Below are 13,999 nucleotides of genomic sequence, written 5' to 3' on the forward strand. Positions count from 1 at the left end.
ACCTCCATAAATCCATTAATGAAGGATTAGTATTTGTAACAGTAACTAAACTATTCGAGAAAAAGCGGACTTTCCACTATCTCTTCAAAAAAAGCACCCCACACAAGTGGAGCACTCTCGATTTATCTTCTCTTTTTCCGTTTCTTACTTTTCTGTGGTGGCACATTATCATAGTTTTTCTTTTTCTTACGAGGCTTACGTGTTGACCATTCACCATCGTTTTTACTGTCGCCCTTCTTGTCATCGTCATTGGATTTACGGCGACTTCTTCCTTTTTCGGACTTGATGATGGTAGGCTGCTCCTTGGAAAACTTGCGACGGCTTCCTTTCATGCCAACCACTTCAAAGTCAACTGAGCGCTCATCCTTATTGACATTGATGACGCGTACCGTAATTTCGTCTCCGATTCGGAATACATTCCCGGTCCGTTCCCCAATCATCGCATAGCTTCTCTCATCGTAACGGTAGAAATCATCGGTGAGATAGCTAACGTGAACAAGCCCTTCAATTGTGTTCGGAAGCTCAACAAACATTCCGAAGTTGGTAACAGAGCTAATGATACCATCGTATTCCTCACCGATTTTATCCATCATATACTCCGCTTTTTTCATACTATCTGTTTCACGCTCAGCTTCTACCGCGCGACGTTCCATATTTGAGGAATGCTCTGCAATTTCCGGTAATCTTTCCTTCCATTTATCCTGGGTCGCATTATCCAGCTTCCCTTGGATTAAATAGGTTCGGATTAATCGATGGACAATTAGGTCTGGATAACGTCGAATTGGTGACGTGAAGTGCGTGTAAAAGTCAGTTGATAAACCAAAGTGTCCAACACTTTCCGGATCGTATTTTGCTTGTTTCATCGAACGAAGCATAACGGTTGAAACAACCATTTCCTCAGGCTTACCTTGAACCGCCTCGATTACTTCCTGCAATGCACGTGGATGAATCGAATTTCCAGAGCCTCTTACAAGATAACCAAAGTTCGTAATGAATTCTAAGAAACGTCTTAGCTTTTCTTCATTCGGATCCTCATGTATCCGATAAATAAACGGAACGTTCATCCAATGAAAATGCTCAGCAACCGTTTCGTTTGCAAGTAGCATGAATTCTTCGATTAGACGTTCACCAACTGAGCGCTCCCGTATGACGACATCATAAGGTTTACCTTCATCATCGACAAGTACCTTTGCTTCTTTAAAGTCAAAGTCAATAGCACCACGCTTCATTCGTTTTTCACGAAGGGTAGCAGCAAGTTTTTCCATATCTTCAAACATTGGAACAAGAGGCTCGTAACGTGAACGCAGCTCCTCGTCCTTGTCAGCAAGGATACTGTTCACATCAGAATATGTCATTCGTTCTGTTGTTTTTATCACACTTTGAAAAATGTCATGCTTAACAACAACACCGTTCCCGTCAACCTCCATCTCACATGACAATGTTAATCGATCAACCTTTGGATTTAATGAACAAATCCCATTTGATAAGCGATGTGGAATCATCGGAATCACGCGATCAACTAGGTAAATACTTGTTCCACGGTCGCTTGCTTCCTTATCAATAGGCGAGCCTTCTGTAACATAATGAGTAACATCCGCAATATGTACTCCAAGTTTGTAATTGCCATTTTCAAGCTTCGTAACCGTAACTGCGTCATCCAAGTCCTTTGCATCAGCACCATCAATCGTCACGATGACCTCATTTCTTAAGTCACGTCGATTTTCGAGCTCATTTGGATCGATGGAATCCGGTGTATTATTCGCTTGTTCTAATACGTCTCTTGGAAACTCCTGTGGAAGGCTGTGCTTATGAATGACAGAAAGAATATCGATTCCAGGGTCATTTTTATGACCTAAAATCTCTACTACTTCCCCTTCTGCACTCATCCGACCTTCAGGATACGTTACAAGCTTAACGACAACCTTATGTCCCTCAATCGCACCATTTGAAGCCTGCTTTGGAATAAAAATATCATTGGCGATCTTTTTATCATCAGGAATGACGAATCCAAAGTTTTTACTTTCGGTGTATGTACCAACAATTGTTTTTATGCCATGTTCAATAATCCGGACAACTGTGCCTTCCTTACGTTGACCGGCAGATTCCGAGCTAATCCGAACAAGCACGGTATCTCCATGCATTGCATTTTTTAACTCCGTTGGCGGAATAAAAACATCGTCCATTGTTTTATCTTCCGGTACGACAAATGCAAATCCCTTTGCATGCCCAGTTACCGTTCCACGGACGAGATTCATTTTTTCAGGAAGACCATAGCGATTACTACGTGTTCTAACGACTAAACCCTGTTCTTCCATCACTACAAGTGCTTTTACAAAATCCTTAAAATCCTCCGAACCTGAGATTCCGAAAGCCGCCTCAAGTTCTTGTATGGTTAGGGGTTTGTATGCTTCTTCCTTCATAAAGTCTAATAATTTATTAATGTGATTTTGGATTTCCTGTTCCATTTTTTCAGTCCCTCCCGTTACCAATCTAACTGCTCTAGAAATGCATACACATCCTCATGCAGCTGGTCACGTTCTTTGTCTAGGGTAATGACATGTCCTGATTCCTCGTACCATTTGATCTTTTTGAAATCATTTTCAATTGCTTCATATATAATATTCGCACTGTCTGGATTTATCATTTTGTCATGTCGAGCCTGTGCGACAAAAGTCGGGGAATAAATCATATCGACATTGTCACGTACTTCCGCAATCAGGTTCTGTAGTGCTTTTAATGTATTCATTGGTGTTTTCTTGAATTCATCGATTTCCTGTTCGATTTGCTCAGGTGATTTCCCCTCAAATCGCTTGTACTCCCGTGCAAATTCAACAACACCCTCATACATGACTTCCTCGCTTTTTAGATACATTGGCGCACACATTGTCACAATCCCTTTTATAGGTACAGTGTAACCCAATTTAAGGGAAAATACCCCACCGAGAGACAATCCAGCAACTGCAATTTTTTCGTATCCTTTGTCTTTTAAAAACTGATAGGCGTTCATGACGTCTTCCCACCAATCCTCAGGACCAGTATGGACCAATTCTTCCGGTGGGACACCATGACCTTTATAAACCGGTGCATGGCAGGTGTAGCCTCTGTTCTCAAGGAATCGCCCGAGCATTCGAACATCAGCTGAATTTCCGGTGAAACCATGTAGTAATAAAACAGCTTTTTCTCCACCTTCAAAAAAGAAAGGTTGAGGTAATTTAATTTTCATTATATAAAACTCCTTTTTGATGACTTCTGTTATGTTTATTTTGTGCGTTTTTCGGTATTCTACTATCGTACCGGAAATACCGATTTGAGCGCAACAAAAAAGGCTAGACATCAACCTGTCTAACCCATTTTCGAAAAATTTTATAGTTCAAAGTATGATACAGCAATTGTAAGAACAAAGAATAATACCGCTAGGACTATTGTGATACGCTGTAAAACCGCATCAAGGCCACGAGCCTTTTGCTTTCCGAATAACTGCTCGGCACCACCAGAAATAGCCCCAGATAAACCAGCGCTTTTACCGGATTGTAATAAAACAACTACAATCAACCCAATACATACGATAACTAGTAATGTAACAAGAATTCCATGCAACATATAAAACGACACCTCCTGAACAAGAACGCATATGACGTTAAAATAAATGTACCATAAAAATACCATGTGGACAATACTGCATTTTCTGACATAATCGATTACATTAAATATAATTGAAATAGGAATTATTGTTGGAATCTTCAACTTGCTTAATGAAAGACTTTTTACTGATTGTCGCTCTCGGTTCGGGTCTTCATCTCGCTTATGAAAGACTTTTCTCAGCTCAAAGCTCACTGTTCGGGTCTTCATCTCACTTATGAAGGACGTTCCTCAGCCCAAAGCTCTTCGTTTGGGTCTTCATCTCACTTATGAAGGACTCTTCTCGGCTCAAAGCTCTTCGTTTGGGTCTTCATCTCACTTATGATGGACTTTTCTCAGCTCAAAGATCATCGTTCGGGTCTTCATCTCACTTATGAAGGACTTTTCTCAGCCCAAAGCTCACTGTTCGGGACTTCATCCATTTGAGTGTTCTCAACATCCAATTTCCAACGATTCACTTCATGATTTCGGCTGTAAACGTCAATATTAAACTTGACTACCTTGAAAGGAATGATGCTAAGTGGTCAATTTGGATTTTGATGCGTTTGTAAAAGAGCAGAAAAAGCACAAAACGAATTATTTAGGCGATAATACGCAGCAAGGTAAGCAAAAGAAGCAGCAGTCGAAAAAAGATAAGTAATTTTAGTAGGGATTTGCGTCTGTACTCGGATTATTTGTGAGCTAATGCTGGGATTTTTGCATGTGCATCAAAACTTTTTGCGTCTATTCCGAGAGATTTGCGTCTACACCGAATTATTTGCGTCTGCATACACGGATTTGCGTCTGCACACTCGGTTTTGCGTCTGCAGCCTGATATTTGCGTCGCCATAGAGTTATTTGCGTCTCAGACCACGGATTTGCGTGGGCACTCGAATTTACGTCCTCCACAAAAAAACGACAAGCACTCACGCTTGTCGTTTTCCTTTTATCAAATTAACCTTTTAGGTTATAGAAAGATTGTAAGCCGTTGTATTGAGCTGTTTCACCAAGGTTGTCCTCGATACGTAGTAATTGGTTGTATTTTGCAACACGGTCAGTACGTGATGGAGCACCAGTCTTGATTTGGCCAGCGTTTGTTGCAACTGCGATATCAGCAATTGTGCTGTCTTCTGTTTCACCAGAACGGTGAGAGATTACTGCAGTGTAACCAGCGCGTTTTGCCATTTCGATTGCATCAAATGTTTCAGTTAATGTACCGATTTGGTTTACTTTGATAAGGATTGAGTTACCTACGCCTCTTTCAATACCTTCTGAAAGCTTCTTCGTGTTTGTTACGAATAAGTCGTCACCAACTAATTGAACTTTTTCACCAAGACGCTCAGTTAGAAGCTTGTGGCCTTCCCAGTCGTTTTCGTCTAAACCATCTTCAATAGAGATGATTGGGTATTTTGATACAAGGTCTGCGTAGAATGCAACCATTTCTTCAGAAGAAAGAACTTTACCTTCTCCTTTTAGATGGTATTTACCGTCTTCTTTGTTGTAGAACTCAGAAGATGCAGCATCCATTGCAAGACGTACTTGCTCGCCTGGCTTGTAACCAGCTTTTTCGATTGCTTCTACAATTGTTTGTAGTGCTTCTTCATTTGAACCAAGGTTTGGAGCGAATCCACCTTCGTCACCTACAGCTGTGTTTAAGCCTTTTGCTTGTAATACTGCTTTTAGAGCGTGGAAAATTTCAGTTCCCATGCGAAGTGCTTCTTTAAAGCTTTCAGCGCCTACAGGCATAACCATGAATTCTTGGATGTCAACGTTGTTATCAGCATGCTCTCCACCGTTGATGATGTTCATCATTGGTACTGGAAGAGTTTTTGAGTTGAATCCACCAAGGTATTGATATAAAGGAATTTCAAGGAAGTCAGCTGCTGCACGAGCTGCTGCCATAGATACACCAAGGATTGCATTAGCACCTAATTTTCCTTTGTTTTCAGTACCATCAAGCTCGATTAATGCTTGGTCGATTGAAACTTGGTCAGTTACATCGAATCCAATGATTTCTCCTGCAATGATTTCATTAACATTGTTTACTGCTGTTTGAACACCTTTACCAAGGTAACGGCTCTTGTCGCCATCACGAAGCTCAACTGCTTCGTATTCACCAGTTGAAGCACCACTTGGTACTAATGCGCGGCCAAATGCACCTGACTCAGTATAAATTTCAACCTCAACTGTAGGATTTCCACGAGAATCTAATACTTCACGAGCGTATACATCTACGATAATTGACATTAAAAATCTCTCCTTTTTCACGTAAAATTATTTTATTAAGCTGTTTCCAGTCATTTCTGCGGATTTTTGAACATCTAGTAGGTCAAGCATAGTTGGTGCTAGGTCTCCTAGTTTTCCGTCTTCACGTAAGGTTAATCCTTCTTTTGTGATGATGACTGGTACTGGGTTTGTTGTATGTGCCGTCATCGGCTGTCCTTCAATCGTAACAACTTCGTCTGAGTTACCATGGTCAGCTGTAATGATTGCTGCTCCGCCTTTTGCAATAATTGCATCTACGATTTCACCTAAGCACTCGTCAACTACTTCAATTGCTTTGATCGTTGGCTCAAGCATGCCTGAGTGACCGACCATATCAGGGTTTGCAAAGTTTAATAAAATTGCATCATGATTATCTTCAGCTATTTCTTTCAAAAGTGCATCCTTAACCTCGTAAGCACTCATTTCAGGCTTAAGATCATAGGTAGCAACTTTTGGTGAATTGATTAAAATTCGTGTTTCACCAGGGAATTCCTGTTCACGGCCACCACTCATAAAGAAGGTAACATGAGGATATTTTTCAGTTTCCGCAATGCGGAGCTGTTTTAATCCGTTTTGTGAAAGTACTTCTCCTAATGTGTTATCTAGATTTGTTGGCTTAAACGCCACATATCCATCGACACTTTCACTGAAGTGTGTTAAGCATACAAAGAATAAATCTTTCGGATGCTTAGGTCCACGGTCAAATGAACGGAAATCGTCATTTGTGAATGTGTTCGAAATTTGGATTGCACGGTCCGGTCTAAAATTATAAAAAATCACAGCATCATTGTCTTGGATGGTTGCTACAGGCGAACCGTCTTCTTTTACCATGACAGATGGTAATACGAATTCATCGTAAATGCCGTTTGCATAGGAGTCCTCGACAAGGTCGAATCCATTTTTATATGTAGGACCTTCTCCGTAAACCATTGAACGGTATGATTTTTCAACGCGCTCCCAACGCTTGTCACGGTCCATTGAATAATAACGGCCAGACAAGGTTGCAATTTCACCAACACCGTATTCCTTGATCTTTTCATCAAGCTGTTCTAGATAGACTTTCGCAGTTTGAGGACCAACGTCTCTTCCATCTAAAAAACCATGGATATACACTTTTCCAATGCCTTCTGATGCAGCAAGTCGTAGCAATGCAAAAAGGTGATCAATGTGGCTGTGAACACCACCATCAGATAATAGCCCAAATAAGTGTAGAGCCGTACCATTCTCCTTCGCATGCTTCATAGCAGCAAGGAAGGTTTCATTTTTTTCAAATTCATGCTCGCGGATTGCAACATTTACACGGGTTAAGCTTTGGTAGACGACACGGCCGGCACCGATATTTAAGTGTCCTACCTCTGAATTCCCCATTTGGCCTTCTGGTAAACCAACAGCCTCACCACTTGCCTGTAAAGTAGCATGTGGGTATTTATTCCAAAAGCGATCGAAATTTGGTTTATTGGCTTGCGCAACTGCATTTCCTTTCACTTCATCGCGAAATGCAAATCCATCTAAGATGATTATTGCAACTGGAGATTTACTCATTACTACCTGCCTCCAAAAGCTTTACGAAAGAAGTAGCATCAAGACTTGCTCCACCAACTAGTGCACCATCGATATCTGGTTGTGCCATATATTCTTTAATGTTTTCTGGTTTTACACTACCGCCGTATTGGATGCGAACAGCATCTGCCACGTCCCCGGAAAATTGCTCTGCAACGACTTTACGGATGTGTGTACAAACCTCGTTTGCATCTTGAGCAGAAGAAGATTTTCCAGTTCCAATCGCCCAGATTGGTTCATAGGCAATGACAACTTCCTTCGCTTGTTCAGCAGTAAGACCTGCTAATGCTTTTTCGATTTGTGTTCCAACAAGGTCATTTGTTTGACCTGCTTCACGCTGCTCTAATGTCTCACCACAGCATACGATTGGAACTAAACCATGAGCGAATGCTGCAAGTGTTTTTTGGTTAACTGTTTCGTCAGTTTCAGCAAACATTTCGCGGCGCTCAGAGTGTCCAAGGATGACATAGTCAACACCTAGGTCTTTTAATGCTACAGGGCTAATTTCACCTGTAAATGCTCCACTCTCTTCAAAATGCATATTTTGTGCACCGATTTTGAGGGTCTTGTTTCCTTCTTTTACGTTTGCAACAAGACGCTCTAAGAATAGTGCTGGCGCACAAACAACAGAATCAACCTTTTCCGGTGATGGAATTAGACCTTTGATTTCTTCAACAAATTGTACTGATTCAGATAGAACCTTATTCATTTTCCAGTTTCCTGCAATGATTGGCTTTCTCATGTTTCACCATCCCTTTCGATGTTGCTCTTTATGGAAAGGTGCTAAGATAGCACCACTGTTTTATTTATCGTTAAGTAGTTCGACTCCTGGAAGCTCTTTACCTTCCATGAATTCTAATGATGCTCCACCACCAGTTGAGATGTGGCTCATTTTATCAGCAAGACCGAATTTTTCAGCCGCTGCAGCAGAGTCGCCACCACCAATGATAGAATATGTGTCAGTTGCATCAGCAAGTGCTTGTGCAACAGCTTTTGTTCCGTTTGCAAATGCATCTAATTCGAATACTCCCATTGGGCCATTCCAAATCACAAGCTTAGATTTTTGGATTACATCTTTGTAAATTTCAGCTGTCTTTGGACCGATATCGAGTGCTTCCCAATCACTTGGAATTTCGTTAATTGGAACGATTTTAATATTAGCATCATTTGAGAAATCGTCTGCAACTCGTACATCAACAGGCATATAGAAGTTTACGCCTTTTTCTTTTGCCTTGTTCATGAATTCGTTGGCAAGATCAATTTTATCTTTCTCTAAAAGAGATTTACCGATTTCATGACCTTGTGCTTTTACGAAAGTATAAGCAAGACCCCCACCTATGATTAAGTTATCTACTTTATCTAAGAGGTTCTCAATGACACCGATTTTGTCCTTAACCTTTGCTCCACCAATAATAGCAGTGAAAGGACGTTCTGGTTTTGATAGTGCTTTGCCTAGTACTTCGATTTCTTTTTCCATTAAGAAACCTGCAACGGCTGGTAGGTGTTCAGCAATCCCGGCTGTAGAAGCATGAGCACGGTGAGCAGCACCAAATGCATCGTTTACGTATACATCAGCTAGTGCAGCAAATTGTTTTGCAAGCTCTGAATCATTCTTCTCTTCACCAGGATAGAAACGGACGTTTTCTAGTAAAAGAACATCGCCTTCGTTCATTTCTGAGATGGTTTGTTCAACCTCTGGACCGTATGCTTCATTTGTTTTGCGAACCTCGATACCTAAATGCTCGCTTAATCGTTTAGCAACTGGGTCTAAGCGTAGCTCGTCAACCGCTTTTCCTTTTGGACGACCAAGATGGCTTGCTAAAATGACCTTTGCTCCTTCATTACGAAGGAACTCGATTGTTGGTAATGCTGCACGAATACGAGTTTCGTCTGTAACCTGACCATCTTGCATTGGAACGTTAAAATCAACTCGACAGAAAACTCGCTTGCCTTTCACATCAATATCTCTTACTGATTTCTTATTCATTTCAAAAGGCCTCCGTTCTATGTAATTTTGTTTAAAAACTTGTCTAATTGAATTGCTTTGAGCGGTGACAGGCACCTCAAATACACATCAAAAAGGGAAGGGAACATTCCCTTCCCTTCACAAGTTCTATTATAGTAGCTGTTTCTTAGGATTCCAAGAACAGTATGATCTACTATTTAATGTAATGTGACATTCTATTTGAATAAATAAATTATAGACCTTTTGATGCAATGTAATCTACAAGGTCAACTACACGGTGAGAGTATCCACTTTCGTTGTCATACCAAGAGATAACTTTAACCATGTTGCCTTCCATAACCATTGTAGAAAGAGCATCAATAGTTGAAGAATTTGCATTACCATTGTAATCAGAAGATACAAGTGGTTCTTCACTATAACCCATGATTCCTTTTAATTCTTCTTCAGAAGCTTTACGTAGTGCTGCGTTAATTTCTTCAACAGTTACTTCTTTATCTAACTCGGCAACTAAGTCAACAAGTGACACGTTTGGAGTTGGAACACGCATAGCGCCACCATTTAATTTACCTTTTAATTCAGGTAATACTAGAGAAACAGCTTTTGCTGCACCAGTAGTAGTTGGAATGATGTTTTCAGCTGCTGCACGAGCACGACGATAATCTTTATGTGGTAAATCAAGAATTTGTTGGTCATTTGTGTATGAGTGAATAGTTGTCATCATACCACGCTTAATTCCAAAGTTTTCATGTAAAACTTTTGCATATGGTGCTAAGCAGTTTGTTGTACAAGAAGCATTTGAAATAACGTCATGGCTTGCTGCATCATACTTGTCATGGTTAACACCCATAACGATTGTGATGTCCTCGTCAGTTGCAGGAGCAGAAATGATTACTTTTTTCGCACCAGCTTCGATGTGTTTCGCAGCGTCAGAGCGCTTAGTGAAACGACCAGTTGATTCAATAACAACTTCAACACCTAGGTCTCCCCAAGCAAGTTGAGCCGGGTCGCGTTCAGCTTTTACAAGGATTTCTTTTCCATTAACAACAAGGCTATTTCCATTAACAGATACTTCTGCATCAAGAACACCGTGAACAGTGTCATACTTTAATAGATGTGCTAACATATTTGCATCTGTTAAATCATTTACTGCTACTACTTCAACATTTGGATTGTTTAATGCCGCACGTAAAACGTTACGACCAATACGTCCAAAACCATTAATACCAACTTTAACTGCCATTTTTGATTTCCTCCTTTTGTATGTGAAACCTAAAAAAGAATTTTTATATAAGGGTTACCCCTTTATTAACTCTTTTGCAGCACCTTCATCTGTAATTAATAGAGTTCCCGGCGCTTGCTTTAAATAAGCTTGGATGGCGATTGCCTTCGAAGCTCCACCAGCTACTGCAATCACATCATGGATTGCGGGAAGATCCTTAAGCTGGATTCCAATTGTTTGAACCCGATGGACGACTTCCCCATCTTCGTCAAAATAATAGCCAAAAGCTTCTGCGACCGCATGAGATTCTATGATTTTTTTCATATCCTCTTCATCTGTCTTGCGACGCTCTGCCATTGTAATAGCGTCTCCTATTCCGTGAACAACCATACTTGATGACTTAATCAAATTCAAGACATCACGAATCGATGGTTCCGCCACAAATGATTGGTACGCTTCATTACTTACAACATCAGGTACATGAAGAAGTCGGTAATCCCCCGAGGCTTTTTCAGCCATCTTCGCGCAAATCGTATTTGCTTGATTTTCCACACGTTCTCCTAACCCACCTCTTGCCGGAACGAATAAAATGCTTCGCCCTTTCGAATCTGGGGTCATCATTTCTGCCACTTCAACAAGAGTTGTACCACCTGTAACTGCGACGATATTTTCTCCAAAAAGGCTTTGTTTTATTCTTGAAACGCAAGCTCTTCCCATTTCTTTTTTCACCCAAGGAGCAGTGTCACTGTCGCCTGGAACGACAATCACTTCTTTTATATTTAACTTCTCCTTAAGTTTCGATTCTAAAACCCTTAAACCTAAAACTTCCTTAATAACATCCTCTAGGTCTTTTAAAAGCTCCGCGCCCTCTTTCGTCAAGCTCATACCAGCAATGCTAAAGTCCACAAGGTTTTGTTTCTTTAAAAACTCAACCTCCCCGCGGAGGACACGCTCGCTATGACCAAGACTAGTTGAAAGATTCCTTCTTCCTATTGGTTGCATAAGTCGTATGTATTTGAGGATCTCATGGCGCTTTTGCATAACCTCGAGTAAATCGGGTAATAATTTCTGTTGTACCTCAATGATTGAACTCATTTTTTCATTTCCCCTTTTTACCATAAGGGACTTCTTTTGTCCCGCTGTGACATATTATGTCCCGCTTACAGTAAAAAAAAACAACAAATTTAAAAATCGTATATCGTCGTGTTACATGTATATAGTAACAATACTTTTAAAAGAATGCAATAAATAAACTGCCTATTTTTTAGGCAGTCGGGGTAAAACCTTATCTTTTTACAAAATTATTCAAGTAATCGCGGATTGTTTCTTTATGGATAATCCCATACTCCACTTCGTTTCCATCGATTTCGATTACTGGAATCATGATCTGATATTTTTCCAAAAGTTCATCATCTTTATAAATATCGATTTCGTGAAGCTCTAATGGATAATCCTCACTAAGTTCCTCAATCACTTTTTTAGCTTTCGTACAAAGAGAGCAATTTTCCTTTGAATACATCGTTACTTGAATACGTTTCAACTTGTTACACTTCCAATCTACTTGCTATACCGTTTTCGTTTCGTTGAAGAAGGTATATTTAATTGGTCACGGTATTTTGCGATTGTTCGTCTCGATACAAGAATACCATGCTTCTCCTCAAGTATACTGACAATTTCTTGGTCTGACAAAGGCTTTTGCTTGTTTTCCTCTACAATCATCTGTTTCATTACACTTTTCACTTGTGTCGAAGACGTATCGGCTTCCCCCGTTGTTTGGATATTCCGACTGAAGAAATACTTCATTTCAAAAATTCCAAATGGCGTTTGTACAAATTTATCCTTAACTGCACGGCTAACTGTCGATTCATGAATCTCAAGTGCATCAGCAACATCGCTCATAATCAGCGGTTTTAAATGTGTCGGGCCCTTAATGAAAAAATCCAATTGTTGGTTGATAATTTCACCCATTACATTTTGCAAGGTCATTTTTCGTTGCTCCAAACTTCTCATGATCCACTGGCATTGATCCACTTTTTCCTGAAGGTAGGATTTTGTTCTGGAATCCTTCTCCTGTAAAAAGTGCTGATAATATTGCAGATTCAACGATACCTTTGGTAGGTACGAGTCTTGCATGCTCATTGTGACCATATTATCTTCAACTTGAATATCAATATCAGGAACAATGTAATGTGCTTCCCCACCCTGAAAGGCAGCGCCTGGTCTTGGCTGAAGCGTTTGGATAAAATCAAATACCTGTTGAATATCAAAAAGCATTACATTTAGATCCTTAGCGATTTCCTTCCATGACTTTTCAGCGAATCGTTCAAAATGATCTTGAATGATGGTTTCCGCTAAATGGTTTCGATTCGGGAGTGCCCTCAATTGCAATAGAAGACATTCCTGTAAAGACCTCGATCCTACCCCAATCGGATCGAGGCTTTGTATAAAGTAAATCGCATTTTCAATGGTCTCTGTGTCGGTATTGAGTTCCCTTGCAATTTCTTCTTCTTGAAAATACAAGTAACCATTACTGTCGAGTAGCTGGATGATATATTCAATCGTCCGTTTTTTCGTGTTGTTTAGTTTCATATATGAAAGCTGTGTTAGCAAATGCTCATACAGGGTTACTTCTTTTTTACCGATATAGTCGATTGGATTTGTATACGTATCTTTTGTGACCTTCGTTTTTTTAGTTCGTCCAAAATCCGTTGGTTTAACATCAATTAGGGGATTTTCTAGTGTTTGCTCTTCTAGAAATTTAGTCAAATCCAAAGTAGAGTATTGTAAAAGAGTAATAGCCTGTGTTAATTCCTTTGTCATGACTAGCTTTAAAGATTGCTGTTGAAAAAGTCCAGTTTGCATATTCACTCAAGGTTTCCCCCTTCTTTTGAATTGACCTCAAAACTTGGAAGCGTTTTCTTTTTTCTTGAAAGCTACATGGTTTATTTTATCTTATTTCTATCGTATCGAAAAAGTTAAATTTTAGCACGCATTTTTATACATTTTTTGAAAGATTCTACCTTAAAGAGGTGATTAATATTGAAAAAGAATGAAATCATATACACAGGCCCAGTCACTGGGACATTAGACGAAGCGAAAAAAAGTAAACACAAAGAAGAATTTGCATCAGATTTTGATCCCATCCAAACAATGTGGGCTGTGAATCCAGTTGATGAGGATGTGTATGAAGGGACATTGGGGTATAAGGATAACTAGGTTGAACGGGAGTAAAGGGAGTTGTGTGATTGCGAAGTTTATGGCGTTATTCGTGCCATCTTTGTTAGATTTAAGATTAATGAGGGTACGTTTATGCCGTTTATGTACCCTTTTTGTTCGATTTTGAATCCGTGGAGGTACGATTACCCTATTTG

The 13,999-nt window shown here is 40.0% G+C and carries 12 protein-coding genes; 1 reads left to right on the forward strand and 11 read right to left on the reverse strand.

What is annotated here, in order from left to right; genetic code table 11:
• Window positions 1-122: 122 nt before the first annotated feature.
• The 11 genes from rnr to rpoN all read right to left on the reverse strand — a co-directional run bounded on the left by rnr (window position 123) and on the right by rpoN (window position 13,490).
• On the reverse strand, window positions 123-2,465 hold the full coding sequence (gene rnr / locus V7097_RS13565) for a ribonuclease R (RefSeq protein ID WP_335704153.1): 2,343 nt from the start codon (window positions 2,463-2,465) through the stop codon (window positions 123-125).
• A 17-nt stretch (window positions 2,466-2,482) separates the two neighbouring features.
• Entirely contained in the window at window positions 2,483-3,223 is a 741-nt protein-coding gene (locus V7097_RS13570; protein ID WP_335704154.1) for an alpha/beta hydrolase, read from the reverse strand.
• A 140-nt stretch (window positions 3,224-3,363) separates the two neighbouring features.
• A complete protein-coding gene (gene secG, locus V7097_RS13575; protein WP_335704170.1) occupies window positions 3,364-3,597 on the reverse strand; it encodes a preprotein translocase subunit SecG in 234 nt (77 codons plus the stop codon).
• Window positions 3,598-4,572: 975 nt separating this feature from the next.
• On the reverse strand, window positions 4,573-5,865 hold the full coding sequence (gene eno, locus V7097_RS13580; RefSeq protein ID WP_335704155.1) for a phosphopyruvate hydratase: 1,293 nt from the start codon (window positions 5,863-5,865) through the stop codon (window positions 4,573-4,575).
• Window positions 5,866-5,892: 27 nt separating this feature from the next.
• Window positions 5,893-7,425, reverse strand: a complete 1,533-nt coding sequence (gene gpmI / locus V7097_RS13585; protein WP_335704156.1) for a 2,3-bisphosphoglycerate-independent phosphoglycerate mutase — start codon at window positions 7,423-7,425, stop codon at window positions 5,893-5,895.
• Window positions 7,418-8,185: a triose-phosphate isomerase gene (gene tpiA / locus V7097_RS13590; RefSeq protein WP_335704157.1), complete on the reverse strand. Its 768-nt coding sequence runs from the start codon at window positions 8,183-8,185 to the stop codon at window positions 7,418-7,420. The genes gpmI and tpiA overlap by 8 nt, the downstream gene beginning before the upstream one ends.
• 60 nt (window positions 8,186-8,245) lie before the next feature.
• Window positions 8,246-9,430, reverse strand: a complete 1,185-nt coding sequence (locus V7097_RS13595; RefSeq protein ID WP_335704158.1) for a phosphoglycerate kinase — start codon at window positions 9,428-9,430, stop codon at window positions 8,246-8,248.
• Window positions 9,431-9,641: 211 nt separating this feature from the next.
• A complete protein-coding gene (gap, locus tag V7097_RS13600) occupies window positions 9,642-10,649 on the reverse strand; it encodes a type I glyceraldehyde-3-phosphate dehydrogenase (RefSeq protein WP_335704159.1) in 1,008 nt (335 codons plus the stop codon).
• Window positions 10,650-10,703: 54 nt separating this feature from the next.
• A complete protein-coding gene (locus tag V7097_RS13605) occupies window positions 10,704-11,723 on the reverse strand; it encodes a sugar-binding transcriptional regulator (protein ID WP_335704160.1) in 1,020 nt (339 codons plus the stop codon).
• 190 nt (window positions 11,724-11,913) lie between these two features.
• Window positions 11,914-12,159: a glutaredoxin family protein gene (locus tag V7097_RS13610; protein ID WP_335704171.1), complete on the reverse strand. Its 246-nt coding sequence runs from the start codon at window positions 12,157-12,159 to the stop codon at window positions 11,914-11,916.
• A 26-nt stretch (window positions 12,160-12,185) separates the two neighbouring features.
• Window positions 12,186-13,490, reverse strand: coding sequence for an RNA polymerase factor sigma-54 (rpoN, locus tag V7097_RS13615; RefSeq protein WP_335704172.1), 1,305 nt, complete (start codon window positions 13,488-13,490; stop codon window positions 12,186-12,188).
• A gap of 177 nt (window positions 13,491-13,667) precedes the next feature.
• Here rpoN and V7097_RS13620 point away from each other — a divergent pair, with 177 nt between their 5' ends.
• On the forward strand, window positions 13,668-13,844 hold the full coding sequence (locus V7097_RS13620) for a hypothetical protein (RefSeq protein ID WP_335704161.1): 177 nt from the start codon (window positions 13,668-13,670) through the stop codon (window positions 13,842-13,844).
• The last annotated feature ends 155 nt before the right edge of the window (window positions 13,845-13,999 follow it).

The sequence above is a fragment of the Bacillus sp. JJ1562 genome (assembly GCF_036962705.1).
Lineage (GTDB): Bacteria > Bacillota > Bacilli > Bacillales > Bacillaceae_L > Ferdinandcohnia.

Coding starts and splice junctions, on each gene's coding strand:
- rnr (WP_335704153.1), bottom strand. CDS start 2,465: ATGGAACAGGAAATCCAAAATCACATTAATAAATTATTAGACTTTATG.
- V7097_RS13570 (WP_335704154.1), bottom strand. CDS start 3,223: ATGAAAATTAAATTACCTCAACCTTTCTTTTTTGAAGGTGGAGAAAAA.
- eno (WP_335704155.1), bottom strand. CDS start 5,865: ATGTCAATTATCGTAGATGTATACGCTCGTGAAGTATTAGATTCTCGT.
- gpmI (WP_335704156.1), bottom strand. CDS start 7,425: ATGAGTAAATCTCCAGTTGCAATAATCATCTTAGATGGATTTGCATTT.
- tpiA (WP_335704157.1), bottom strand. CDS start 8,185: ATGAGAAAGCCAATCATTGCAGGAAACTGGAAAATGAATAAGGTTCTA.
- V7097_RS13595 (WP_335704158.1), bottom strand. CDS start 9,430: ATGAATAAGAAATCAGTAAGAGATATTGATGTGAAAGGCAAGCGAGTT.
- gap (WP_335704159.1), bottom strand. CDS start 10,649: ATGGCAGTTAAAGTTGGTATTAATGGTTTTGGACGTATTGGTCGTAAC.
- V7097_RS13605 (WP_335704160.1), bottom strand. CDS start 11,723: ATGAGTTCAATCATTGAGGTACAACAGAAATTATTACCCGATTTACTC.
- rpoN (WP_335704172.1), bottom strand. CDS start 13,490: ATGCAAACTGGACTTTTTCAACAGCAATCTTTAAAGCTAGTCATGACA.